23 protein-coding genes are annotated in these 24535 nt (G+C 71.6%); 15 read left to right on the top strand and 8 right to left on the bottom strand.

The genetic code is table 11. From position 1 onward, the window contains the following. Positions 1 to 179 precede the first annotated feature (179 nt). The 3 genes from ACQP17_RS29600 to ACQP17_RS29590 form a co-directional block, all read right to left on the bottom strand. Positions 180 to 1382, bottom strand: a complete 1203-nt coding sequence (locus ACQP17_RS29600) for a CaiB/BaiF CoA transferase family protein (protein ID WP_433859017.1) — start codon at positions 1380 to 1382, stop codon at positions 180 to 182. A gap of 178 nt (positions 1383 to 1560) precedes the next feature. Further along, entirely contained in the window at positions 1561 to 1941 is a 381-nt protein-coding gene (locus ACQP17_RS29595; protein WP_433859016.1) for an MmcQ/YjbR family DNA-binding protein, read from the bottom strand. Between the two features lie 277 nt (positions 1942 to 2218). Then, positions 2219 to 3736: a sialate:H+ symport family MFS transporter gene (locus tag ACQP17_RS29590; RefSeq protein WP_433859015.1), complete on the bottom strand. Its 1518-nt coding sequence runs from the start codon at positions 3734 to 3736 to the stop codon at positions 2219 to 2221. A 264-nt stretch (positions 3737 to 4000) separates the two neighbouring features. Here ACQP17_RS29590 and ACQP17_RS29585 point away from each other — a divergent pair, with 264 nt between their 5' ends. Continuing rightward, positions 4001 to 5188: a saccharopine dehydrogenase family protein gene (locus tag ACQP17_RS29585; RefSeq protein WP_433859014.1), complete on the top strand. Its 1188-nt coding sequence runs from the start codon at positions 4001 to 4003 to the stop codon at positions 5186 to 5188. Here ACQP17_RS29585 and ACQP17_RS29580 read toward each other — a convergent pair. Beyond that, complete coding sequence (locus ACQP17_RS29580) at positions 5163 to 5912, bottom strand: endonuclease V (RefSeq protein ID WP_433859013.1); 750 nt, start codon at positions 5910 to 5912, stop codon at positions 5163 to 5165. The genes ACQP17_RS29585 and ACQP17_RS29580 overlap by 26 nt on opposite strands. A gap of 85 nt (positions 5913 to 5997) precedes the next feature. On the opposite strand from ACQP17_RS29580, the gene ACQP17_RS29575 reads away from it, so the two are divergent. Continuing rightward, positions 5998 to 6297 (top strand): YciI family protein, encoded by a 300-nt coding sequence (locus ACQP17_RS29575; RefSeq protein WP_433859012.1) that lies wholly within the window; start codon positions 5998 to 6000, stop codon positions 6295 to 6297. Positions 6298 to 6380: 83 nt separating this feature from the next. Here the strand turns inward: ACQP17_RS29575 and ACQP17_RS29570 are convergent, their stop codons facing one another. Further along, complete coding sequence (locus ACQP17_RS29570) at positions 6381 to 7847, bottom strand: sugar porter family MFS transporter (protein ID WP_433859011.1); 1467 nt, start codon at positions 7845 to 7847, stop codon at positions 6381 to 6383. A gap of 379 nt (positions 7848 to 8226) precedes the next feature. Between ACQP17_RS29570 and ACQP17_RS29565 the strand changes: the two genes are divergently transcribed. The 4 genes from ACQP17_RS29565 (at position 8227) to ACQP17_RS29550 (ending at position 11895) form a co-directional block, all read left to right on the top strand. Then, positions 8227 to 9132 (top strand): SIS domain-containing protein, encoded by a 906-nt coding sequence (locus ACQP17_RS29565; protein ID WP_433859010.1) that lies wholly within the window; start codon positions 8227 to 8229, stop codon positions 9130 to 9132. A 78-nt stretch (positions 9133 to 9210) separates the two neighbouring features. Then, entirely contained in the window at positions 9211 to 10092 is an 882-nt protein-coding gene (locus ACQP17_RS29560) for a class II fructose-bisphosphate aldolase (protein WP_433859009.1), read from the top strand. Between the two features lie 45 nt (positions 10093 to 10137). Then, on the top strand, positions 10138 to 10941 hold the full coding sequence (locus tag ACQP17_RS29555) for a DeoR/GlpR family DNA-binding transcription regulator (RefSeq protein ID WP_433859008.1): 804 nt from the start codon (positions 10138 to 10140) through the stop codon (positions 10939 to 10941). A gap of 642 nt (positions 10942 to 11583) precedes the next feature. Then, entirely contained in the window at positions 11584 to 11895 is a 312-nt protein-coding gene (locus tag ACQP17_RS29550) for a hypothetical protein (protein ID WP_433859007.1), read from the top strand. A gap of 65 nt (positions 11896 to 11960) precedes the next feature. On the opposite strand, the gene ACQP17_RS29545 is transcribed toward ACQP17_RS29550, so the two are convergent. Next, a complete protein-coding gene (locus ACQP17_RS29545; RefSeq protein ID WP_189097822.1) occupies positions 11961 to 12578 on the bottom strand; it encodes a TetR/AcrR family transcriptional regulator in 618 nt (205 codons plus the stop codon). 437 nt (positions 12579 to 13015) lie between these two features. On the opposite strand from ACQP17_RS29545, the gene ACQP17_RS29540 reads away from it, so the two are divergent. The 3 genes from ACQP17_RS29540 (at position 13016) to ACQP17_RS29530 (ending at position 16861) form a co-directional block, all read left to right on the top strand. Further along, entirely contained in the window at positions 13016 to 14896 is a 1881-nt protein-coding gene (locus ACQP17_RS29540) for an FUSC family protein (RefSeq protein WP_433860039.1), read from the top strand. Between the two features lie 83 nt (positions 14897 to 14979). Next, complete coding sequence (locus tag ACQP17_RS29535; RefSeq protein ID WP_249637765.1) at positions 14980 to 15486, top strand: MarR family winged helix-turn-helix transcriptional regulator; 507 nt, start codon at positions 14980 to 14982, stop codon at positions 15484 to 15486. A 961-nt stretch (positions 15487 to 16447) separates the two neighbouring features. Beyond that, positions 16448 to 16861, top strand: a complete 414-nt coding sequence (locus ACQP17_RS29530) for an SsgA family sporulation/cell division regulator (RefSeq protein ID WP_433859006.1) — start codon at positions 16448 to 16450, stop codon at positions 16859 to 16861. Between the two features lie 47 nt (positions 16862 to 16908). Here ACQP17_RS29530 and ACQP17_RS29525 read toward each other — a convergent pair whose 3' ends face one another. Then, a complete protein-coding gene (locus ACQP17_RS29525) occupies positions 16909 to 17547 on the bottom strand; it encodes a TetR/AcrR family transcriptional regulator (RefSeq protein ID WP_433859005.1) in 639 nt (212 codons plus the stop codon). Between the two features lie 146 nt (positions 17548 to 17693). Between ACQP17_RS29525 and ACQP17_RS29520 the strand changes: the two genes are divergently transcribed. The 3 genes from ACQP17_RS29520 to ACQP17_RS29510 all read left to right on the top strand — a co-directional run bounded on the left by ACQP17_RS29520 (position 17694) and on the right by ACQP17_RS29510 (position 20506). Further along, positions 17694 to 18212, top strand: coding sequence for a PH domain-containing protein (locus tag ACQP17_RS29520; protein WP_433859004.1), 519 nt, complete (start codon positions 17694 to 17696; stop codon positions 18210 to 18212). Continuing rightward, positions 18209 to 19888 carry a PH domain-containing protein gene (locus ACQP17_RS29515; RefSeq protein ID WP_433859003.1) on the top strand — a complete coding sequence of 560 codons (1680 nt, stop codon included), beginning with the start codon at positions 18209 to 18211 and terminating at the stop codon, positions 19886 to 19888. The genes ACQP17_RS29520 and ACQP17_RS29515 overlap by 4 nt, the downstream gene beginning before the upstream one ends. A gap of 204 nt (positions 19889 to 20092) precedes the next feature. Beyond that, entirely contained in the window at positions 20093 to 20506 is a 414-nt protein-coding gene (locus ACQP17_RS29510; RefSeq protein ID WP_433859002.1) for an SsgA family sporulation/cell division regulator, read from the top strand. A 131-nt stretch (positions 20507 to 20637) separates the two neighbouring features. On the opposite strand, the gene ACQP17_RS29505 is transcribed toward ACQP17_RS29510, so the two are convergent. Continuing rightward, positions 20638 to 21408, bottom strand: coding sequence for a polysaccharide deacetylase family protein (locus ACQP17_RS29505; protein WP_433859001.1), 771 nt, complete (start codon positions 21406 to 21408; stop codon positions 20638 to 20640). Between the two features lie 159 nt (positions 21409 to 21567). Here ACQP17_RS29505 and ACQP17_RS29500 point away from each other — a divergent pair, with 159 nt between their 5' ends. Genes ACQP17_RS29500 through ACQP17_RS29490 form a run of 3 tightly spaced genes read left to right on the top strand, consistent with a single transcriptional unit; the run spans position 21568 to position 24496 of the window. Further along, positions 21568 to 22275, top strand: coding sequence for a response regulator transcription factor (locus ACQP17_RS29500; protein ID WP_364881618.1), 708 nt, complete (start codon positions 21568 to 21570; stop codon positions 22273 to 22275). 32 nt (positions 22276 to 22307) lie between these two features. Further along, on the top strand, positions 22308 to 23849 hold the full coding sequence (locus ACQP17_RS29495; protein WP_433860038.1) for an ATP-binding protein: 1542 nt from the start codon (positions 22308 to 22310) through the stop codon (positions 23847 to 23849). Then, the gene (locus ACQP17_RS29490) at positions 23846 to 24496 is read left to right on the top strand and encodes a hypothetical protein (RefSeq protein ID WP_433859000.1); all 651 of its coding nucleotides are present in this window, start codon (positions 23846 to 23848) and stop codon (positions 24494 to 24496) included. Before ACQP17_RS29495 ends, ACQP17_RS29490 begins: the two co-directional genes overlap by 4 nt. Positions 24497 to 24535 lie beyond the last annotated feature (39 nt).

Here is a 24535-nt window from a genome sequence, read left to right as displayed (position 1 = left end):
GTCAACATGGCGGGCCCCGGCCTCCGGGGGCGGGCGCCGGGCGGCGTCATGCCCCGCCTCCCGGCGTGCCGTGCACCGGCTGCGGGAGCGATCCCCGGCCACGCGGGCGTCGGAGCCGGGGACGGCTGCCTGCCGGCGTCCGTCGGGGCAGGGCCCGCGGGGTCGGGTAGCCCGTGCCATCAGCCGGCCGCGTCCTTCTGTTCGGCCCGTCCCGCGCCGCCGGCCGGCGCGGGCGCGGCTGCGGACGGGTCGGCCGGTGACGGAGCGAGGAGCCCGGGGACCTGCCAGTCGCGCGCGATCTCCGCGGTGTCGGCACCGGGCCGTGCGGGGGGTCTGCGGACCGTTCCCGGCGTGCGGGAGAAGCGGGGCGCGGGCGCGGGCTGGGTGAGCCCGGAGTGTTCGACGAAGGTGCCGCGGGCGGCGAGATGCGGATGCTGCGGGGCCTCGCGGAGGGAGAGCACGGGCGCCACACAGGCGTCGGACTCCTGGAACACCGCCGTCCACTCCTCGCGGGTCCGGGTCCTGAACCGGGCGGCGATGGCCGTGCGCAGTTCTCCCCACGCGGCGAGGTCCTCGCGGTCGGGGACCTCCTGCGGGAGACCCAGCAGCCGGATGAACTCGGCGTAGAAGCGCTTCTCCAGCGCACCGACCGCCATATGGCCGCCGTCGGCGGTCTCGTAGGCACCGTAGAAGGGTGCGCCGCCGTCGAGCAGATTGCTGCCGCGCCGGTCCTGCCAGCCGCCGGCCGCCAGCATGCCGTGGATCATCGCCGTCAGATGGGCCGTGCCGTCGACGATGGCGGCGTCCACGACCTGGCCCCTGCCGTCCTCGGTGCGGGCGTGCTGGAGGGCGGCGAGGACACCGATGACGAGGTAGAGGGAGCCGCCGGCGTAGTCACCGACGAGGTTGGCGGGGATGGCGGGCGGTCCGTCGGGCGGTCCGATCATGCCGAGGGCGCCCGTGATGGCGATATAGCCGATGTCGTGTCCGGCGGTGTCGGCGAGCGGACCCTGCTGCCCCCAGCCCGTCATCCGGCCGTAGACCAGCCGGGGGTTGCGCGCCAGGCACTGCTCGGGGCCGACTCCCAACCGCTCGGCCACCCCGGGGCGGTACCCCTCCACCAGCACATCGGCGCGCTCCACCAGGTCCAGCACCTGCGCCACCCCGTCCGGGCTCTTCAGATCCACCAGGACGGAGCGCTTGTTGCGGTTGGTGATGTCGTAGGCGGGATCGACGCCCAGCCCGGCGCCTCCGGGACGGTCGACGCGGACGACATCGGCGCCGAGGTCGGCCAGCAGCATGGCGGCGAAGGGGCCGGGGCCGATGCCTGCGAGTTCGACGACCCGCACGCCGCTCAGCGGGCCGTTGTCTGACTCTGCCATCGCGCCCCATGCCTTTCCGCACTGTGACACTTCTGATGTAACACTCGCGATGTTAAGAACGTGTTCCACTTTCCACAAGCCCCTCATGCCAAGTGACGACCACGGAAAAAGCCCGTGCCGACGAGGCTCCCTCGCTCTCGCCGTCACGGGCCTTTGCGCGTCCGCTGCCGCTGCGCCGCTATCCCCCGTCGAGCTCGGCGATGAGCTTCTTGGGGGCTATGACGCGATACGACTCCTCCACCCAGTCGCAGAGCAGCTCGGCCGGCGGAGCACCGTGCCCCTCCAGGGGGACCTGCACCCATCCGGACGCGCCCAGTCCGTAACCGGCGGGCTTGGCGCCGGGCGAGGTCAGTGCGTGGGCATGCGCTTCCGGGTCCTTGAGCTTGAGCGTGACCCCGAGCGGATGACTGCCGTCCCCGACGCCGAGGAAGACGAAGACCTTCTTGTTGACCTTGATGACGCTCTCGCCCCAGGGAAACTCCTCCACGGTCCCGGGCAGGCCCAGCGCGAACTCCCGCACCCGCTCCCGCACCGCCGCCGGATCCGACGCCTTCGCCATGGCTTCCTCCACGTCCGTCCCCCGCACGGCACCCGCGGCGCCGCCCGGCGCCACGCGTACTCCGCGCGGGCCGGTCCAACGCATTCCACGCTAACGGCGACCACTGACAACGGCTTCGCGGAGCGCCGGACGCCCTGCCGGCCAAGGGACAACCTGCCGCCATGCCTGCCCGGCCCGGCGGGGCGCCACGCTCGCCGGTGGGCGCGGGGCGCGGTGACGTGCGCAGCGCCCCTTCCTCGTACGGAGACCCGCGGCGCAGGAGGAACCGGCGCCAGCGTTACGGCGCGTCGGGAGCCCCCTCCCCGGAAGCCGGGCCGGGGGCCGCTCCCATCGACCGGCCACCCGCTCCCCCGGCCTCCGACACCAGCTGGTCGTCCGGCACCTGACGGTCCGCAAGGCGCCCCAGCCGCCGGGGGACGTCGCCGCCCACCAGTAGGACGACGACGAGCGTCAGCCCGAAGGTGAGCACGGCGAGCGCCCTCCCCAGGGGCATGCCTTCGGCCAGACGGGCCCCGAGGACGGGCGCCACCGCACCGCCCAGGGCGCCGACGTTGTAGACGAAGCCGAGGGAGGCGGCGCGGGTCGCGGTAGGGAAGTGGCCGGCGATGTACTTCGGCAGGATTCCGGAGATGCCCTGGCTGAGCGCGAGCAGCCCGAAGAGGAGCACACCCAGTACCGGGAGGCTGTCCCGTACCGCGAAGACCGGGAAGACGAAGGCCAGTGACGCCAGCAGGGTGTAAGCGTAGGCGCGGCGGGTGCCCAGCAGGTCGCCGGCGAAGCCCGCCAGCCAGCAGCCCGCCATGGTGCCGAGGCCCGCGAAGAACATCACGTCGGTGACCTGCGCGGGGGCGTATCCGAGGTCGGTCTTGAGGTAGGTGGGCAGCAGGGCCTGGATCGGCCAGCTGTAGAGGAAGGCGCAGAACACCGTTGCCATGAGGGAGACGTACAGCGGCCCTCCGCGGCGGCCGCCCAGCTGCGCCGCGAACCCGATCAGGCACAGCGCGGCGACGCCCGACAGCCAGGGGACTCCGCCCGCGCCGACCGGCGTGAAGACGCAGAACAGCGCGACCGAGGCCACCGCCGCCAGGGTCGCATTGCCCCAGCGGCGGAGACGGCCGGTGAACAACGGCCGCAAGGCATCGGGGCGTTCCCCGTCCGCGCGGGCGGCGACCTGCCGCTGCCAGTCGCCCGCTTCCGGCAGCGTCCTGCGCACCCAGAGGGCGACCAGGACGGGCAGTACGCCGATCCAGAACATCCAGCGCCAGCCGCCGTGGGGAACCACCCACTTGTAGAGCTCGGCCGCGAGGACGGTGCCGCCCGCATAGCCGGAGATCAGGAATCCGGAGGCACGGTTACGCCATCGGGTGGGCCAGCTCTCCAGCACATACGTCGCACTGGCGCTGTACTCCCCCGCCATCCCCAGACCGATGACCAGCCGGGCGGCGAACAAACTGGTGTAATCCCAGGCGAACCCGCAGGCGAAGGTGCCGAGCGAGTAGAGCAGAATGCTGGCGATCATGGCGACCCTGCGCCCGTAACGGTCCCCCATCGCGCCCAGCACGGCACCGCCCAGCCACCGGGTGATGAAGGCACCGGAGATCAGCGACGCCGCAGTGGCGGTGCGCAGATGGAAGTCGTCGGCGATGTCGGTCAGCACCAGTGTGATCAGGACGAAGTCGAAGCCGTCCAGGAGGTAGCCGATCCAGGCGGCGAACATCGCCTTCCACTGGGCCGGGGTGACCTCCCGCCACCCGTGCCGTATCCGACCGGGCGTGTCCCCGGGGCGCGTCGTCACAATGATCCGGCCCTCCTCGGAAGTCGTCAGGCGGCGGTCGGCTAAGCGATGCGGGAGCGGTGACCGGCTAAGCGGACGGCGGACGTCCCATGCCGGGGCGCTCCCGTGAATCTGGCTCCGTATCGACGCACCGTCAAGGCCGCGTGCCGCGCCCCATCCGCCCCCGGAGGCCCAAGGGGGTGGACGTCGAGGGGCGTTGACGGGGCGACGGTGACTGCCTAGGGTCCGGACTCCAGGTCGAGCGGGTGCTGGAGAGGACGCGGGATGCGACGGCAGGACACCACCGGGCGGGCCCATGACCTCGTCCTCTACGGGGCGACAGGTTTCACCGGCGCGCTCACTGCCGAGTATCTGGCGGCCCACGCACCCAGGGACTGCCGCTGGGCCCTGGCCGGGCGCAACACCGCGAAACTGGAGCAGCTGCGCGACCGGCTGATGAAGATCGACCCCGCCTGTGCCGAGCTGCCGTTGTTGCGGGCCGACAGCGGCGACCCCGACTCGCTCCGCGCGCTCGCCACCGGTACCCGGGTGCTGGTGTCGACGGTGGGCCCCTATGTGCGGCACGGCGAGCCGCTGGTGGCCGCGTGCGCCGCGGCCGGCACCGACTATGCCGACCTTTCCGGTGAGTCGGAGTTCATCGACCGGATGTACGTCCGGCACGACGCGACCGCCCGCGCCACGGGCGCCCGCCTCGTCCACGCCTCGGGCTTCGACTCCGTCCCGCACGACCTGGGTGTGCTCTTCACGGTGGGGCTCCTGCCCGAGGGTGTCCCCCTGCGCATCGACGGTTTCGTACGGACCAACGCCACCTTCTCCGGCGGCACCCTGGCTTCCGCGCTGACCGCCGCCTCGCGCCCGGTCGCCATGGCGCGGGCCGCCCGCGCACGGCAGCGGACCACACCGCGACCGGGCGGCCGTACGGTGCGGGCGCCCCTCGGCACGCCGGTCAGGAGCCGCGAAACACACACCTGGGGTGTGCCGCTGCCGACCGTCGATCCGCAGATCATCGGCCGCTCGGCCGCCGCGCTGGAGCGTTACGGGCCGGATTTCCGCTATCGCCACTACGCGGGCGTCCAGCGGCTGCCGATCGCCGTCGGCGGGGCGCTGGGAGCGGGCGCCGTGTGTGCGCTCGCCCAGGTGCCGCCCGCACGACGCTGGTTGTCGGCGCGGCTGGAGCCGGGCGACGGGCCGGACCCGGCGCGCCGTGCACGCAGCTGGTTCAAGGTGCGTTTCGTCGCCTCCGCCGGCGGAAAGCGCCTGATCACCGAGGTCGCGGGCGGGGACCCCGGCTACGACGAGACGGCGAAGATGCTCGCCGAGTCGGCGCTCAGCCTGGCCTTCGACGACCTGCCGGAAACCGCGGGCCAGGTCACGACCGCGGTCGCCATGGGGGACGCACTGACCGCTCGCCTCCAGAAGGCCGGCATCACCTTCCGCGTCGTCCAGGAGTAGCCCGGCCCCCTCGCCCCGCCCAGGTGCTCGCGAGTGCCTTCCGGCACAGCGAGTCGGCGGCCCGCGTCGTCTCCGGAAGGCGGTAGTGGGCCGCCAGGCGGAGAGTATGCGCGCACGCCCGGTCGAGGCCGACCCGGTGCCCCACGGAGACGAAGACCGGCTTCACGCCCTTTTGGGTACGCAGCGCACGTCCCACCTCCTCGGCGCCGTCCAGCAGCGGGGAGGTGGCGCCGCGGTCAGGCCCAGGAGGCGCGTAGCGGAAGGTGAAGGGGTTCTTGGCCACCCCGATGGTGGGCAGCCCCGTCAACACCCCCAGATGGCTGGCCAGTCCGAAGCGCCGCGGGTGCGCCAGCCCGTACCCGTCGCAGACGACGAGGCCGGGAACACGGGCGAGGCGGGCGAGCGCGTCGAGCACGGTGGGGATCTCACGGAAGGCGAGCAGCCCGGGGACGTACGGAAAGGAGATCCGGCCGACGGCGGTGGCTTCGTCGACGACGGCGAGCGTACGGGCGTCCAGCGCGACGGCGGCCGCGGCGACGACGTCCCGGGCGTCGTCGTAGGCCACGTCCACCCCCACCACGGTGCCGTCGAACCCCGGTTCCGGGCCGGGTTCATCGAGCCGTACACGGGGCCGCAGCCGGTCCTGCACCGCGCGCGCCTGGGCTTCGTCGGTGGGCCAGTGCCGCAGGGCGTCGTCGCAGCGGAGCATTCCGGGAGTGTCCATGGTGATCACCACGCTACCGACCGCCGGTTGAGTCCGGCGCGGGCGGATCGGCCGGCGCTGCCCGGTTCTCCTCTATATTGCCGCCATGTTCGTCTTGGAGTTGACCTATACCGCACCTCTCGCCCGCGTCGACGAGGCCCTTCCCGACCATGTGGAGTGGCTGAAGAAGGAATACGCCGCAGGGCATTTCCTCGCGGCCGGCCGCAAGGTTCCGCGCGACGGCGGCGTGATTCTCGCCGCCGGGCCGGACCGCGCGACCATCGAGAGGATCGTGGCCGCGGATCCCTTCGTCCTCGCCGGAGTGTGCGAGTACCGCGTCACCGAGTTCGTGGCGACGACGACCGCGCCCGCGCTGGAGCAGTACCGGGAGCAACTTCCCTCCTGAGACGGCAGCTGCCGTGGCGGCAGCTGCACCTGCCGCCACAGCGAAGCGTCACCCGGGGCTCGTGGGGCACCACCGGCCCGCGCCTACGGCGTCGTGGTCGGCGGCGCCGCTGCCGCACGGTCCTGGCCGGCGTGCGCGGACGCCGGTGCGAGCGGCGCGGGCCAGCGTCCCCCGTTGCCCCAGTACTCCCTGATCTCCTCCAGCTGGCGCCCCTTGGTCTCCGGCGCGGTGAAGGCGGCGAAGACCAGGGCGGCGAGCGCGAGGACGCCGAGCCCCGCGAACGTCCGGGCGGCGCCCGCCCAGGCCATCAGCGAGGGGAAGAACTGGGCGATCAGGAGGTTGGCCACCAGGTCGGCGGTGAGCATCACCGACGCCCCGGTCGAGCGCAGCTGGGCGGGGAACGATTCGCTCGCATAGACCCAGATCAGTGAGCCGAAGCCGAAGTTGAAGGCCGCGGTGAACAGCAGGATGGCGGCGAATCCGACCCACGTCATGGTGCCGTGCAGCTCGCCCGTGCCGAAGACCGCGGTCAGCACGGCGAGCATCACGGCCATCGTGCCGATGCCGCTGAGCAGCACCACCCGGCGGCCGAGCCGGTCGATGATGAGGATGGCCAGCACCGTCGCGGCGAGCGACGCGAGCTGGACGAACGACGGCAGCAGGAAGTTCTGGCCGTTCCCGGTGAAGCCCATCTCCTCGAAGATCTGCGGACTGTAGTAGGTCACGGCGTTGATGCCGGTGATCTGGCAGAAGAACCCGAGGCCGACGACGAAGAGCGCGGCGCGGGCGTACGGCTTGCGCAGCAGGGAGCGCGCCGAGCCGCCGCTCTCCTCCGCGAGCGCCGCCTCCACCGAGGCGACCTCGGTACGCGGATCGACCTCCGGGTCGGTCACGGCCATGACCTCGACGGCTCGCTCCGTGCGCCCCTTGAGGACGTACCAGCGCGGCGTGTCCGGCAGCCGCAGCAGCGGGATCAGGACGAGTGCGGCGGGGATCGCCGAGAGGCCGAGCATCCAGCGCCAGTGACCGCCGCCGGACAGGCCCCAGTTGACGAAGTACGTGATGACGATGCCCGCGACCGTGGCGACTTGATAGGCCGCGACGGAGGCACCTCGAATGCGCGCCGGTGTCGATTCAGCGACATAGAGCGGGGCGGCGACGATCGAGATGCCGATGGCGATACCCAGCAGGAAGCGGACGATGTCCAGCACGATGACGTTGGGCGCGAGGGCGGAGAGCGCGACGAACACCGCGTAGGAAGCGGCGACGATCAGCATCGCGGCCTTGCGGCCCAAGGCGTCCGCGAGCTTGCCGCCAATCAGGGCCCCCACGATGGAGCCGCCCACCAAGATGCTGTTGACCAGGCCTCTTTCGGCCGCGGTGAGATGGAAGTCCTTGCTCAGGAACACCAAGGCACCGGAGATGCTGCCGGTGTCGTAGCCATAGATGACGCCGACGACGGCGCCGGTGAGCGCGAACATCCTGCCGGTGCGCCGTGCGGTTCGGGCTGAGGGGGGCGGGGGCGTCTCGGAGAGCGTGGCAGTGGACACGGGAAGTCCTTTGTGCGGCGGGGCGGGCCTTGCTGCATGACGGAACGTGCGTGACTGATCTTGCGAGTATTCGACTCCTTTCACGCAACTGTCAACACTCATTCGCCACCTCGTAGCCGCACCCGCCAGCCCCCTGCTGGGCCCTGCCCTGCGAGCTCCCATCAGGCTCATCCGCGCCCCGCACGGGCACACAGGGGCCGACCTATGCCGACGCCCCACCCGCACCCCCTCCGATACGTCCACTCGTTCGAGGGATGGAACGCTGCGCGAATCCTGCGTACAGTCGATTGCAACGAAGCACAAAAGTGCAGCTTCGCGCAGATGTGCCACAGCACAGTACGGCGCAGCACCGCACGGTGAAGATCACGGGAGGGTGGCCATGAGCGAGATCTCGTACATGGAGCAGGAACTGCACAGTCAGCCGGAGACCTGGCGGGAGGCGGCGCGGCTCGGTGCGACGGCCGGTCCGCTGCCGGAAGCCGGACAGCGGGTGGCCGTCATCGGCTGCGGCACGTCATGGTTCATGGCGCAGTCGTACGCGGCGCTGCGGGAGGCGGCCGGGCAGGGGGTGACGGATCCGTTCGCCGCGTCGGAGGCCTTCCTCGGCAGCGACCGCGGCTACGACGTGATCGTGGCCATCACCCGGTCCGGGACCACGACCGAGGTGTTGCGCGTGCTCGACGCCGTCAAGGGCCGCATCCCGACGGTGACGATCGTCGGCGATCCCGGGACACCCGCGATGGCCCTCTCCGAGCGGACGTTCGCGCTGCCGTTCGCCGATGAGAAGTCGGTGGTACAGACCCGATTCGCGACGACGGCGCTGACGCTGCTGCGTGCGCACCTGGGCGAGGACGTCTCCCGGGCGGTGGCCGACGCGGAAGAGGCACTGGCCGCGCCCGTGGAGAAGGAATGGGTGGACGCCGAGCAGTTCTCCTTCCTCGGCACGGGCTGGACCTACGGGCTGGCCAATGAAGCGGCGCTCAAGATGCGGGAGGCGTCGCAGAGTTGGACGGAGTCCTACCCCGCGATGGAGTACCGCCACGGGCCGATCGCGATAGCCGCACCGGGCCGGGTTACCTGGCTGTTCGGCCAGGCACCGGACGGGCTGGAGGCCGATGTGGTGCGGACCGGCGCCCGCTTCGTGCGCCACAACCGCGACCCGCTGGCGGACCTGGTGCTGGTCCAGCGGGTGGCGCTGGAGCGGGCCCGGGCCCGCGGCCTGGACCCGGACAACCCGCGCAGTCTGACCCGCTCGGTGATGCTCGAGGCGCCGGCCGTCTCCTAGCGGACCGCCCTCCTCTCCCGCGCACCGCAACCACCCACCTCACGCCAACCCGCCTCGCCCGCAAGGGAGTCAGCGCCCATGCCCCTCGTTCCGACCTCATCGATCATCGATGCCGCCTCAGCGGCGCGGGTCGGTGCCGCGGCGTTCAACGTCATCCATCTGGAGACGGCCGAGGCACTCGTCACCGCCTCCGAGCGCACCGGCATCCCGCTGATCCTGCAGATCAGCGAGAACTGCATCCGCTATCACGGCAGCATGCTGCCCCTCACCCGCGCCACCCTCGCCCTCGCCGAGGAGTCCACCGCCCACATCGCGGTCCACCTCGACCACATCACCGACAGGGACCTGGTCCAGCAGGGCATCAGGGCCGGGGTGGGCTCCGTCATGGTGGACGCCTCCGCCCTCCCCTACGAGGAGAACATCGCCACCACCGCGGAACTCACCACCTGGTGTCACGAGCGCGGCGCCTACGTCGAGGCCGAACTCGGTGAGATCGGCGGCAAGGACGGGGTCCATGCGCCAGGGGTGCGTACCGACCCGGACGACGCCCTGGCCTTCGTCCGCGCAACGGGCGTCGATGCCCTGGCCGTGGCCGTCGGGTCCTCCCATGCGATGCAGGAACGCACCGCCGTGCTCGACAAGGAACTCATCGCCGCGCTGCATTCCACTCTGCCGGTGCCGCTGGTTCTGCACGGCTCCTCCGGAGTGCCGGACGACGAACTGCGCCGGGCCATCGCCGCCGGAATGACGAAGATCAATATCTCCACTCATCTGGTGTCCGTCTTCACGCGGTCGATACGGCAGACCCTCGATGCCGACCCGGCGCTCGTCGACTCCCGGAAGTACCTCAAGCCGGCCAGGGCAGCAGTGACCGATGAGGCGGCACGCCTGCTGGACGTCCTGGGCACACCGGCGACGGTCCCGGACCAGTACGTCAACCAGGCCCCGGCCCCGGGATGAGCCGGCGGAGGAGGGGATGCGGCGGAGACGAATTAGGCTCGCGGCATGAAGCGCCATGAACGGATGAACGCACTGCTCGAGCTGCTCGGCGACCGGGGCCGGGTGGATGTCGAGGAGGCCGCGACCGCCCTGGAGGTCTCGGCCGCCACCATGCGGCGCGACATGGACGCCCTCGCGGAGCAGCAGCTGCTGACCCGTACCCGGGGCGGTGCGGTGCTCAGCTCGGTGGCGTACGACCTGCCGATCCGTTACAAGCACGCGCACCGCTCCGCGGAGAAGGAGGCGGTGGCCCAGGCCGCGGCGAAGCTGGTCGAACGGGGGGATGTGGTCGGGCTGAGCGGCGGCACCACGACCACGGCCATCGCCCGGGTGCTCGCCACCCGCCCGGACTTCGCGGAGGCGGGCCCGCAGCCGCATCTGACGATCGTCACCAATTCCCTCAACATCGCGAATGAGCTGGCCGTGCGGCCACAGATCAAGATTGTGCTCACGGGTGGGGTGGCGCACTCGCGGTCGTTCGAACTGGTCGGCCCGTTCAGCGAGTTGGTGCTTCAGCAGATCTCGATCGACCTCGCATTCATCGGCGCCAACGGCATGGAACCGATGATGGGCGCCACCGTGCACGACGAGGCCGAGGCCCGGGTCAATCGTCTGATGGCCGAGCGCGCCCGGCGGGCCGTCGTCGTCGCGGACTCGTCAAAGATCGGCGAGCGCTGCTTCGCCCGGGTAGGCGACGCGGATGTCTTTGACACCTTCATCACGGACAGTGGAGCGAAGGAGGCGACCCGCCGCGAGTTCACGGACCGGGGCCTGCGGGTGGTGACGGCACGCCCGTCCGGGAGCGAGTGATCTCTCGGACGGGAACCACCGAGGGGTAGGGGCGCAAGCGGCCTCGGACCGTGACCGCCCTGCCCACCTTCGATCCCAGCGCCGACCATCGGCGTCGGTCACCGGCTTCGATTCACCAGCTCCAGCCATCGGCTCCGGCCATCGCCTTTGGGCACCGGGTTTGGCCAACAGCTTGGCGACCGGCTCCGGTCATCGGCTCCGGCGCTCGGCCTCGGTCCGCGCGCTCGACGGGCTTGGCGGGCTCGTCAACTGATGCGGATCTTGGATAGACAGGGCATACCGGAAAATGTGACCAACCTGTCCCGTCTCGCATTGAACTATCTCCGCGACGGTGACCGGAAAAGGGCAATTACGCATCGGATGTTGGGTCCATCGCGCACCCCCGTGAGGGGCCTGACCTGCGATGTAATGCGTAGCGGGCCACTGGGCGCGGTGCCGAGGGATGCCCTCGACCGAGGAGGCAGGGAGACATTCCGCCGCGGCCGCACCCCATCCCGAAAGGGTCGCGCTTGTGTCGCGCTTGTGTCCCTGTGTGGCCCCCGGGGCTGATATTCCCAGAGTGGATGTGGACAATGGGGAATGAACGTGCGAAGCGACGAGAAGCTTCGCGGGGGAAATCTGAGTAGTCCAGCGGGGGATCACATGAGGAAGTTCTTGGCCATAGTGGTGGCGATAGTGGCGTGCAGCGCCTCCGTCACGCTTACCTCGGCCTCGAGTGCGGCAGCCGCCGATCGGTCGCCGCAGTGCGTCAAGGTCCGGAAGTACTTCAACAAGGGCCATCAGCGCTATGTCCGCCTGACGAATCTGTGCACCAAACGGACTTCGTGCTTCACCATCATCGTTCCGCATCAGCGTGACCCTCACGGCAGCCTTCCCAAGGGCGCGACGAAGGACGTCCGCTACGGGACGACCGCGGGCTCGCGAGCCCTGTTCGTGAAGAACACGCCCTGCTGACCGGAGCGCGATAACGGACGGACGTACCCCGGCGGGCGCGTGAAGCGACGTGGCTGCCGGGGCCGTCACCTGCGTGCGGCGACACCGTCCAGCACCATGGAGAGGTACTGGCGGGCGATCTCCTCGGGGCTGTGTTGTCCGCCCGGCCGGTACCAACTCGCCGCGACCCAGACGGTGTCGCGAACGAAGCGGTAGGTGAGCCGGATATCGAGGTCGGCGCGGAAGACCCCGTCGGCCACGCCGCGCTCCAGGGTGCCGAGCCAGGCTTTTTCGAACTTCCGCTGAGAGTCGGTGAGATAGCCGAAGCGGGGCAGGGCCGTGAGATGCCTGGATTCCTTCTGATAAATGGCGACAGCAGCACGATGACGGTCGATTTCCCGGAATGACTCCGTGACCAGGGCTTCGATGGTCTCCCGGGGGCCAAGTCCGGATGCGAGTACGGCGTCATAGCCGTCCCACAGTTCGGTGAGGAAGCTGGACAGGATCTCGTCCAGCATCGATTCCTTCGAATCGAAGTGGTAGTAGAGGCTGCCGGCGAGCATCCCGGCCTCGTCCGCGATGCGGCGGACGGTGGTGGCGTTGTAGCCGTGCGCGGCGAAGACCTCCGCCGCGGTGTTGAGCAGTTCGCGGCGACGCTCGGGGGACGCGTTCGCGGTCGTCGTCTTCTTCTTGGCGGCTGACACCCGGCCATTGTCGCTCCCCCGGCGAGCCAGCGGCGTTCCGCCGTCGTTCACTTCGACGGCTCGCTTCGCTGAGTTGCCCAACCCCGCGGCCCTCCCCATTGCACCTCCCCATCGCCCCTCCCAGTCACCTCTCCTCGTCGCCTCCCCTCGGCACATCTCCTCGCTGTCTCTCCTCACCCCTCGCCGGGTTCGCATTCGGGGGCGCAGTGGTCCCCTTCACTGAGCCACCTCCTCGCCGGCTCCCACGCGGAAACGCTCCCTCGCTGAGCCGCCCCTTCACTGGAAGACCTCCGCGACAGGCCTCGCTGCCCCCTCATCACCGGCGTCGCGCCCGATCGAGACGTATCTTTTACTAGTGAAACACCTGTTAATCTTTTCGTATGGGGAAGCATCGCAAGCCGTCCGGGCAGAGCTGGCGTAGCGGGCCGGGAGGTGCGGTGCGGGTGCGGTCATTGCCAGTCCGTGGTGCTCTGCGGCTGCGTCGGCCCAGCGACATCTGGTACAAGTCGGCCGTCGGTGCGCTGGTGGCGATGGCCGTTCCGGACCTCACACTGTTCGCGCTGGGGCGGCTGGACCTGATCCTCTACACCTCGGCCGGGGCGTTGTGCGCCCTGTACGGGCACGGCCTGCCGTATGCCGCCCGGGCCCGCACTCTGTCGTGGGTGGTTCTCGGCATGGTGGCGAGTGTCGGTGTCGCGCTGACCGCGGCGTCGCTGACCACGTCGACCGCGCTGCTCGTCGTGTGCGCCGCCTTGGTCGCCGCGATCCACAAGACGGTCTGCGAGGCAACGCGGATCGGGCCGCCGGGGAACATCATCCTGACGTTCGTCACCGCGTCGGCGTTCTTTGTGCCGCAGCGCCTCGGGCAGGTGCCGTTGCACCTCGCCCTGACGCTCGGCACCGGCATCCTGGCCTGGCTGGTCTGTATGGCTCCGGCGCCGATACGGCCGCAGGGACCCGAGCGGATCGTCGTGGCCCGTGCGCTGGAGGCGGCCGCGGGGCTGTTGCGTACGGAATCGGACCCCGCCTGCGGGCGGCCCTCCGGGGCGACGGACGCCTGGCATGCCACCACCGCCGCGGTGAATACCGCGTGGCACACGTTGTACGGGGTTCCGGCGCACACCCCGGCGAGGGCCGCGGCCCGGGCAGGGCTCGAACGGCTGCTGACAGAGGCTGAGTCGGCGTTGGGGAGCGTGGGGCGGAGAGTCGGAGGGAAAGCCGAGCGAGCGGCCGGGCCGGATGGCGGTCGGCACTACAGGCACAGCTTCGACGACGCCTTCGACCGGGCCGTCGACCAGAGCCGTGATCAGGACTTCGGCCGGGACTTCGGCCACGGCCTCGGGCGTCTCGAAGCCGACCGGCTCGGCGACTGGGCCCGTGAGCTGCGTGGCGGCGGACCGCTGCCGGACGTGGCGACCGACGCCTCGTCCTGGCAGAACGGGGAGAGGCAGGGCAGGGAGGGGCTCGACGTCGGCGGCGAGGTGACCGGCGTGCGGCGGCCGGCGCCGGGGCATCCGCGTGGGGTGCGGCCGGTGCTCGCCCGGCTCGGGCCGGGGTCGCCGCTGCTGCCGATCGCGGCGCGGGTGACTGCCGGTTGCGTGCTGGCGGGCTGGACATCGATGGCTCTCGGCGTCGGGCACCCGTACTGGGCCGTGGTCACCGCCGCCTCGATCTACCAGGCCAACACCACCCTCACCTGGCAGCGGGCGCTGCAGCGCACCCTGGGCAATCTGTCCGGCTTGCTGCTCTACACCGCGCTGCTGCCGCTGATCCACCTGGGACACCTCGCGATGATCGGGCTGGCGCTGGCCTGCCAGCTCGGCGCGGAGGCCTGGATCAGCCGCAACTACTGGCTCGGTTCGACCTGTGTCACACCACTGGCCCTGCTGCTGTCCGGGTTCGGCGGTCAGCTGCCGGCGAGGGCACTGATCGCCGACCGCTGGATCGACACCGTGGTGGGCGCGGCGGTGGGTCTGGCCTGCTGCGTCGTGGTCACCAACCGACGTGCCGCGGACCGTGTCGAGGTCGCCCTGGAGCTGGTCGTGGCCGCGGAGGCCGCCGCGTCCCGGCTGCTCGGGGCGCGGTCCGCGTCCGGTGCAGGGGGCGCGGAGGGGGCGGACGATGCGCGGGAGACCGGTTGGGCCCGGGACCGGCTGGCCGGCTGTCTGGTCGAACTCCGCGAGGCCGTGGAGGTGGCGGCCGGCGAGTGGTGGCAGCGCGCCCTACCGGAGGAACGGATCGACCATGCCCAGCAGCAGGGTCACCGGACGCTGACGCTGCTCGTCCGGCAGCTCCGGGTGCCGGTGGCAGCCGCCTGACGCCGGCGGTGCCGCCCGGCGGAGGGCACCGTCCGGCAGGCACAATTGGGGAGGCTTACCGCCGGACCGAGAGGAGAGTGCGGGTGACCGAGGACATCGTCGCGAGGGTGCAGCGCCAGTGGCAGCAGGTGCACCCCGGGCTGGACACCGGCCCGATGGCGGTGATCGGGCGGCTCAACCGCTGCTCCGCGCTGCTCCAGCAGGCGGCCGACGCGCCGCTGCGGAAGGCCGGGCTCACCCGTCCCGAGTTCGACATCCTCGGCACCTTGCGCCGGATGGACCGCGAGCTGACCCCCGGGAGGGTGGCCCGTGAGACCTTCGCCTCCGGCGCCGCGGTGACCAAGCGCGTACGGCAGCTGGAGGAGCGGGGCCTGATCGCCCGCCGACCCGACGGCCGGGACCGCCGGGTCGCGCATCTTTCGCTCACCGACGAGGGCCGCGAAACCGTCGACCGTCTGCTGCCCGAACAGCTGGAGTACGAGGCGGCGCTGCTCGGCGGCATCGGCGACCACCGGCAGGAGGAACTCTCCGAGGCGCTGAGTGAGTTGCTGGTGGTTTTGGAGGGGCGGCTCGCCGGCCTGATGGACTGATCCCCGGCCTGATGGACTGATCCCCGGTCTGATGGACTGAGCCCCAGCCTGATGGACTGAGCCCCGGCCTGATGGACTGAGGGCCCGTCTGCTCGGCCCTACGGGCAGCCACCCCGGCAAGCGGTGGGTGCTGGCCACGGCGCGTCGATGCCAGCCGGGGGCAGCACACGCCGACCGAATGTGCTCGCCACCGGACGCCGGGCGGCGGGCGACGGCCACCGGGCGGCGGGCGGCAGGCGGCAGGGAGCCCGAAGCGGGCGGCCCGGCCAAGGTCGCATCGTGGGTGTCGCCATGGGTGTCGACGTGCACATCACCGCGGTCGTCGCCATGAGCGGCCATCGTCGGCCCGAGATCCGTACGGTCCGGCTGTACTTGGCAGCGGGAGCTCTACAGGCCTCCCCGCCCAAGCCCCCCTCCCCACCAGCAGACTCGACCGACCCGAACCGACCCAATGACCCCACTGACCCCACTGACCCCACTGACCCCAGCATCCCCCTCGCACCTCGCACCTCGCACGGAACGGCGAAAAACTGCCGTTCAGCACCCGCACCGCCGCCGTTGCCCCCCACCGCGACCACCACCCACAGCCGGTCGCCGCCCGCGCGTCCCGGCGGATGACGGTCCGCGCCAACCGCCGATCTCCCGGCCCCACACCACTCCTCCCCCACCCCGCGGCACCCACCCGCCCCGATCCCCCCACGCACAGCCGCTCCTTCGCACACCACACCCCATCCGTACATTCCGGGCGTCGCGATCAGGCCACACCCCGGCCCCTCACGCCCCGTCAGACCGCGCTCTTGGGTGCCGATTGCGCCCGCCAGGCCCCAGCAAAGAGGGCAAATACGTACATTCGAAGGTCCGTGACGCATGTCACGTAGGAATCCAATGCACTGGCGCGATATCCCGCGCGTCCTAGTGGCCAAAGGCGCAAGTGTCCGCAACGAATGCAAGGGAGCCGGCGATGTCCAGCGTCATCGACCAAGCCGTTCAGGCCCGTCTCATCGCAACCGCTCCCCGGTCGCAGGTGATTCCGGCGAACCTGCGATACGACCGTGCCGACCCGTTCGCGGTGCGCCTGGTCTTTCCGCCCTCCGCGTCGCTGGACGGCGCGGAGGTGGCCTGGACGTTCGGGCGGGAGCTGCTGGAGGAGGGGCTGCGCACGCCGGCCGGGGCGGGCGATGTGCAGATCTGGCCGTATGACGCCGACGCGGTGGTCATCGAGTTCCACGCCGTCGGCGGCATGGCGGTGGTGCAGTTCGACGCGCAGGAGCTGCGGGCGTTCCTGACCCGGTCGTACGGGATCGTCGCCAAGGGCGAGGAGGCCGGCCACCTGGACGTCGAGGCCGACCTCGCCGCGCTGTTGCGCGAGGCGTAGGCCGCAACCGCCCGCCCCGTCCGACCCCTCCGCCCCACCCGGCAGGGTTAGACCCCGCTCGCCGCCGGCGCACCGGTGGCGGTGCCGTTCGCCTCGAAGAGCTGCGCCAGATGCCCGTCCATCATGCGCAGCGCGGTCCGGCCGTCGTACACATCGAGCAGGACGTAGGTGGACAGGCCGTCGACCATGCCGATGAGCAGCATCGCCTCGTCCTCGGTGGCGCGTTCCGGGGGGAGTTCGCCGCGTTCGGCGGCCCGCCGCAGTTGCTCGGTGAACAGGGCGCGGAGCTGGGGAATGCCGTTCTTGGCCTCGGCGCGCAGGGTCTCGTCGTACGCGGCACGGGTGAAGTAGGCGGCGCCGACCAGCACTCCGACGCGGCTCTTCTCGTCCAGCGGCAGCATGCCCGACAGGCAGGCGCGCAGCACCTCGCGGGGCGTCGGCTCCCCGGGCAGCGCCTCGATGCGCTCGCGGATCCGGTCCCCGGCGAGCCGGTTGATGCGCCGGAGGGCGAAGAGCAGCATCTCGTCCTTGGAGCGGAAGTAGTGCTGCAGCCGGCCGAGCGAGATGCCGGCCTCCGCGGCGACATCACGCAGGCTCGCCCCCTCCAGTCCGCGGGTACCCGCGAGCCGCCACAGCGCCTCGGAGATCTCCTGACGCCTCGCTTCGTGATCCACCTTCTTGGGCACGGATGACCTCCCACGCTCGGCACTTCGATACGTGGCCCCCATGCAGGGAGTTCTGACCTCGCGGAACCCTGCCCACTTTTACAAGTCGCTTGTACCGTTATAACGTATCGCCACCCAATACGCTTGACTTGGAAACCGGTGACCTCATGCCCGAACCCGCCGCCGCGCTGCTGCGACCGCCCCGCCACCGCGTCGACCCCCGGGCCCGCCGCTGGTGGACGCTTCAGGCACTGGTGGCGCTCAGCGGCCCGATGCTGCTCATCGCGCTCACCCTGACGGTGCTGTCCCTCCTCTTCTTCCCCGACGCGCTGCCCTGGCTGGGCCCGTTGCTGCTGGTCGTGCTCGTGGTGCCGGCCGTGAGCTATCTCGTGGTGATGCCGCGGTGGCGGTACGCGGTGCACGCCTGGGAGCTGGGCGAGCGGGCCGTCTACGCGGCGGGCGGCTGGTTCTGGCAGAAGCGGCGGATCGCACCGCTGAGCCGGGTGCAGACGGTGGACACCGTGCGCGGCCCGCTGCAGCGGCGATTCGGGCTGGCGACGGTGACCGTGACCACCGCCTCGACCGCGGGCGATATCAAGATCGCGGGACTGTCCGACGCGGACGCCGAGGAACTGTCCCGGCGGATCGGCGAGGCCGCGCAGGACGTGCCGGGTGATGCCGCATGAGCGCGCCGCTGGACCCGGGCACGCCCGGTACAGAGCACGGCGCACCCGGCACACGGTCCGGTGCGGCCCCTGCCGCCTCCGGCGCCGCGACCTCCGCCGGGGAGACGGGCGAGTGGCGGCGGCTGGATGCGCGCACGCTGCTGGTGCACTGCGGCTGGCTGGCCGCGCCGCTCGGCTCGGCGGCGCTGACGGCGCTGGCCACCGGAGGCCGGATCACCCCCAAGGCCTGGTTCACCCTCGGCGCGCTCGCCGTCTCCTTCGCCGTGGTGACCACGATCGGCCTGATCCGCTGGGCCCGTACGGAATTCCGGATCACCGTGTCCCCGAGCCGCGAGGGCGGGGCGGCAGACGGTGACGACCAGGGCGGCGCCCGCACCTTCGACGTCCGCAGCGGACTGCTGACCCGGCGGTTGCGCAGTGTGCCGCTGCACCGGATCCGCACCGTCGATCTGACGGCCTCGCCGCTGCACCGGCTGCTGGGCGTCACCGTGCTGCGGGCCGGTACGGCGGGCTCGGGCGTCGGCAGCAAGGACCTGTCGCTGGAGGCGCTCGCGACCCCCGAGGCGGAGCGGCTGCGTGCGGAACTGCTCGCGTACGCCGACCCCGACGCGACCGCGAACGACCCGGTGCTGGCGCGGATCAGCTGGCGCTGGCTGCGGTACGCGCCGCTCACCTTCTGGGTCATCGGCGGGGTGTTCGTGGCGGCCGGGTCGGGCTACCGGGTGCTCGACGGCATCGGCATCGTGCCGTGGAAACTCGGCATCGTCCGGCGGGCGTTCACCGAACTCGGCGCCGGCGCACTGTGGTTGACGATCCCGGCGGTCTTGCTGGCCGTCCTCGCTCTCGGCTCGGTCGGTTCCGTGGTGCTGTACATCGAGAACTGGTGGAGCTACTGCCTGGAGTGGACCGACGCCCGCACGCTGCGGGTGCGCCGCGGACTGTTCACCACCCGCGCGGTGACCATCGAACGGGCCCGGCTGCGCGGGGTGTTGCTGTGCGAACCGCTGCTGCTGCGGGCCGGCGGCGGGGCGACGGTGCGTGCGGTGGCCGGCGGGCTGGGCAGCCGGGAGGAGAACCGCAAGCGCAGCGGTCTGCTGCCGCCCGCGCCCCGCACCGAGGCGCTCCGGGTGGCGGGCGGCGTGCTGCGGTCGCCCTTCCCCGGTGACGGTTCGCCGGTCGCGCTGATGCCGCATCCCCGGGTCGCCCTGCGCCGGCGGCGGGTACGCGGGCTGCTGTTCGTGGTGCTGCCCGGCACCGCCGTCCTCGCCGGTCTCGGCCTGGCGTTCACCCCCGTCCTGCTGCACTGCGCCTGGATCTACGCGGTGGTCTCCACGGCGGTGGTGCTGTGGCTGGCACGGGACGCGTACCGCAGTCTGGGGCACGGCGTCGACGGTCCGTATCTGGTCGCCCGCTCGGGCACCGTCAGCCGTGACACCCTCGCCCTCCAGCGCGATGCCATCGCCGCCTGGACGTTCACGACCTCGCCCTTCACCCGCCGGGCCGGCGTCGTCACGCTCACCGCCGCGGTCGCGGCCGGCGACAACGGCTATCGCATCCCGGACCTCGCGGCCGACGAGGCGCCCGGCTTCGCCGCGGCGACGGCCCCCGGGATCCTGGAGGAGTTCCTGGTGTACCCGGGAAAGGCGGGGCACCTTCCGGAACAGCGGGCGCACTGAGGTCCGGCGGGGAGCGGGCCGTCCGTCCGGACGCCCACTCCCCGCCGGACACCGCGGCGCTCGCCGGCCGCGCCCCCACCCGGACCGCCGGTCAAGGGCGATCTGCATGAGATACCTCACACCCCTGTCGTGTGCACTGCGGGGACGGCCACACCGTCCTACTGGATGAGTCACCGAGATTCGACAGCCGTGAGGAGCAGCGCGATGCACCGCGTCATCGACCAAGCCGTTCAGGTCCGCCTCCTCGCCACCTCGCCCCGCAGCCATCCCGCGCCGGCCGTGCTGCACTACCAGCCCGCCGACCCGCTGGCGGTGCGGATGTCGTTCCCGCCGGAGATCTCGCTGGACGGCACCGCGGTGGACTGGGCGTTCGCCCGGGAGCTGCTCGACGAGGGGCTGCGGATGCCCGCCGGGCGGGGCGATGTGCGGGTGCGGCCCTCCGGCCCGGACCGGACGGTGATGGAGTTCCATTCGGACGAGGGCATCGCCATGCTCCAGTTGAAGACCTCCGATGTCCGGCGGTTCCTGTCCCGCTCCTACCGGGCGGTGCCCGCCGGCAGCGAGATGGCGCACCTCGGCCTGGAGCGCGACCTCGCGGAGCTGTTCGGCGCGGCGTAGCGCGGGTGGCCCCTCCCTGGAGATCCGGACCGGGTGATTCCTGCGGGCCCCCGATCTGTCTCCCCCGCACGGCCGCTGCACGCCGAGGGCCGGCCACCCCCGAGGGTGACCGGCCCGAACCCTCCGCGCGCTCAGCGCTGCGGGAAGCCGAATCCGTAGCCCTGGCTCTGCATCCAGGGCAGCAGGCGGTCCAGGGACTCGACGGTCCGGGAGCGGTCGCCGCCGCCGTCGTGGAACAGGAGGGTCGTGTGGTGGGGCTGGTTGAGTTCGGCGCGCACCGTCGACTCGATCGTCTGGACGCTGCCGCTCTCGAAGTCCTTGCTGTCGACGTTCCAGCCCAGCGGGCGCATCCCGCGGTCCGCGGCCAGCTTCCGGCTGAAGGGGGTGAACGCACCGCCGGGGGCGCGGTAGTACTCGACCTGCGTGCCGCCGGCCGCCTTCTCGATCATCTTCTCGGCGTCGACTATCTCCTTGGACTGGTAGCTCTCCGGCTTCTTGTCCATGGTGGTGTCGTGGCTGATGGTGTGGTCGCAGAGCTTGTGGCCGGCGGCCACCACCTTCTTGACCAGGTCCGGGTGGGCCGCGGCCTGCGGGCCGATCATGCAGAAGACCGCCTTGACGTTGTGCTTCTTCAGCACGTCGAGCACCTTCGGCGTCCACTCCGGGCTCGGGCCGTCATCGATGGTGATGTTCAGGCTGCGGCCGGGGCGGTCCGAGGAGTGGACTATGGAGGAGTCGACCGGAGCCGGCTTGGACTTCTGGCCGGACCCGGCGTCGTCCGCCTCCGCCTTGGAGCCGCTTCCGGCATTCGAGAAGGCAAGTACCCCCGCGACCACCGCCGATACCACCGCCGCCGCGGTCACTCCGATGATGCCGCGCTGACCTCCGAAGCCCCGTGCCATCCTGATCCCGTCCCTCGTCACCGTGCTCGTGTCCGTACCGGTCGGTGGCGGACACCTCTCACGGAGGTCTCGCGCCGCCTGCACCACGGGAGATGCACGGAAGGCCGGGGAGGCTGCTCCTGTTACGGATCCATCATGAAACTTATTGATACTGGACCCATGCCACGTGTACTTCTGATCGAGGACGACGCCGCCGTACGGGACGGGGTGTCCCTCGCCTTGCGGCGGCGCGGCCACGAGGTGGCTGCCGCGGCCAGCGGCGAGGAGGGCCTCACCGCCCTGCCGGGCTTCCGCCCCGACATCGTGCTGCTGGATCTGATGCTCCCCGGCAAGGACGGCTTCGAGGTGTGCCGGCTGATCCGCGCCGAGCGGCAGCTGCCGATCATCATGCTCACCGCTCGTGGCGACGATCTGGACGTGGTGCTCGGACTGGAGGCGGGCGCCGACGACTACATCGTCAAACCGGCCCGCGGCGAGGTCCTCGAAGCACGCATCCGTGCGGTGCTGCGCCGTACCGCGCTGCCCGCCGACGGGGCGCCGCCCGCCGCCGAGCCGGGCCCCTCCCCCGTCGAGGCCTACGGCGAACTGGCCATAGACCGGGCCGGTCTGGTCGTGGGCAAGGCCGGCAAGGACCTGGCGCTGGCCCCCTCGGAGATGAAGCTGCTGCTGTTCCTGTCCGCCACTCCGGGGCAGGTCTTCAGCCGCCAGCAGCTGCTGGAGCAGGTGTGGGAGCACAGCTACCACGGCGACGCACGGCTGGTGGACGCCTGTGTCATGCGGCTGCGGACGAAGATAGAGGACACCCCGCGCAGCCCCCGTTACGTCCAGACCGTGCGCGGCTTCGGTTACCGCTTCGGTCCCCTGTGAAGCGCGCCGGCCGCCGGATACCGACCGGCACCATGCTGCGCGGGCTGCGGGCCCGGCTCGTCGTCGGGTTCCTGGTGGTGGCCGTCCTCAGCGCGCTGACCACCGCCCTGCTGACCTACCAGGAGGCCCGGAACGCCATCCTCCAGCGCTCCCAGGACACCGCCGTCAACGACCTGCGGGCGCAGGTCAATTCGCTGGCCCCGGAGCTGCCGACCCCGCCGTCCCGGGCCGATCTGGACTTCTTCCGGGTCCAGCTGGAGCGCTCGGGCACGTCACGGGACTGGGACATCTCGACGCACTACCGGGGGGTTGCGGACGGCGGCGACGGCAGTCTTCAGGGCGGCTTCACGGTACCGGCCGGCCTCAAGGGCTCCGTGGAGAAGCGGCATGTGCCGGCCTTCCAGCGGGTGGACCGCGGCGGCGAGCCCTGGCTGCTGATCGGGATGCCGGTGCGGCAGTCCGACGGCACGGCCTCCGCGCTGTCCGTGTACGCCCAGGTGCCGCTGAGCGCCGAGGAGTCCAATGTCGAGGCGCTGGTGAGCGCCGCCCAGCGGGGCGTGGTGCCGGTGCTGGTGTTGACCGTGGTCCTGGCGCTGCTGGCGGCGCGCGGGGTGCTGCGGCCGGTCCGCGGGCTGCGGCAGGCGGCCGGGCGGATCGCCGAAGGCCGGCTGGACACCCGGCTGGAGGTCAAGGGCGCCGACGAACTCGCCGAGCTGTCGCGGACCTTCAACGACATGGCGGCCCGGCTGGAGGAGAGCATGGCCGAGCTGCGCCGTCTGGAGTCCAACGCCCGACGGTTCGCGGCCGATGTCTCGCACGAGCTGCGCACCCCGCTGGCGGCGATGTCCGCGGTGACCGACGTGCTCGACGAGGACGCCGGGTCCCTGGACCCCGACACCGCCTCCGCGGTCCGGCTGATCAGCCAGGAGACCGGGAAGCTGGCGCGGATGGTGGAGGACTTGATGGAGGTCTCGCGCTTCGACGCGGGGGCCGCGGCCCTGCATCTGGACGAGGTCGACGTGGCCGAGACCATCCGCAAGACGCTGCAGGCCAGGGCCTGGCAGAAGCGGGTGGCCGCGGAGCTGCCGGCCGACGTCCGGGCGCGGCTCGATCCGCGGCGGCTGGACGTGGTGGTCGCCAATCTCGTCGGCAACGCCCTGCACCACGGCGGCGAGCCGGTCCGGGTGGTGCTGCACGCGCCGGAGCCGGACGCGGACCGGCTGCGGATCGAGATCCTCGACAGCGGGCCGGGCATCGACCCCGAGGTCCTGCCGCATGTCTTCGACCGCTTCTACAAGGCCGACTCCGCCCGCGCCCGCTCCGAGGGCAGCGGGCTGGGACTCGCCATCGCGCAGGAGAACATCCGGCTGCACGGCGGCACCCTGCACGCCGCCAACTGCCCTGACGGCGGTGCGGTGTTCACGGTGGAGCTGCCGCTGCGCCACGAGGAGGCGGGCGAGGCCGGCGCGGAGGACTCCACACCGCCGCAGGACGCGGGGGCGGCCGCCGGGCCGGCCGCGGAGGACGACCGGGACGACGCACGTCCCGTGGCCGGGAAGGCGCATCACGAATGAACACCCCCTCCGTCCCGAACGCCCCGCGTGCGCCGCGGTCCGCGCGCCGCCTGCCGGGCGGCCTCGTGCTCGCCGGCGTCCTCGCGGGTGCGCTGGCCGGCTGCGGTATCGCGCCCACCGATGTCATCGACGCCGGCGAGCCCGCCACCGGTGTGAAGTCGCCGGGCCAGCCCGAGTCCGATGTCCAGCTGTTCTTCTACGGCCCCTCCGGGCTGCGCTCCGCGACCCGCCCGGCGAAGGCACCGGCCGACCCGGACCAGGCCATCCAGCTGCTGCTCAGGGGGCCGAACCACGCCGAGCGGATGCGCGGTCTGTCCAGCGTGCTGCCGAAGTTCCCCGGCGCGCTGACCGCCGAGGCCCGCAACGGCGGCGTGGAGATCGAGCTGCCGATGAATGTGAAGCTGCTGGACTCCGCCTCGCTCAACCAGCTGGTGTGCACCGCGGCCAACGCCCGGGTGCCCGGGAACAAGCCGCCGGACCGGGTGCCGGTGACCCTCGCCGGCTCGTCCGTGCGCATCGGCCCGATGGTGTGCGGCGGCAACAACGCCTTCCCGGTCGTCGAGCCGACCCCCTCCGCCACCCGGCCGTCCGACCCGGTCCCGGGCGGCTCCGCCACGCCGGGCGGCACCGCGCAGCCGGCGAGCTGAACCCGCGGGCCGCCCGCCGGGCCGGGGCACCGCGTTACG

Origin of the sequence: Streptomyces kronopolitis (assembly GCF_050953795.1) — a bacterium.
GTDB classification, from domain to species: Bacteria; Actinomycetota; Actinomycetes; order Streptomycetales; family Streptomycetaceae; genus Streptomyces; species Streptomyces kronopolitis_A.
The sequence above is the reverse complement of the archived record's forward strand: the minus strand, read 5'-3'. Positions and strand labels throughout refer to the sequence as shown.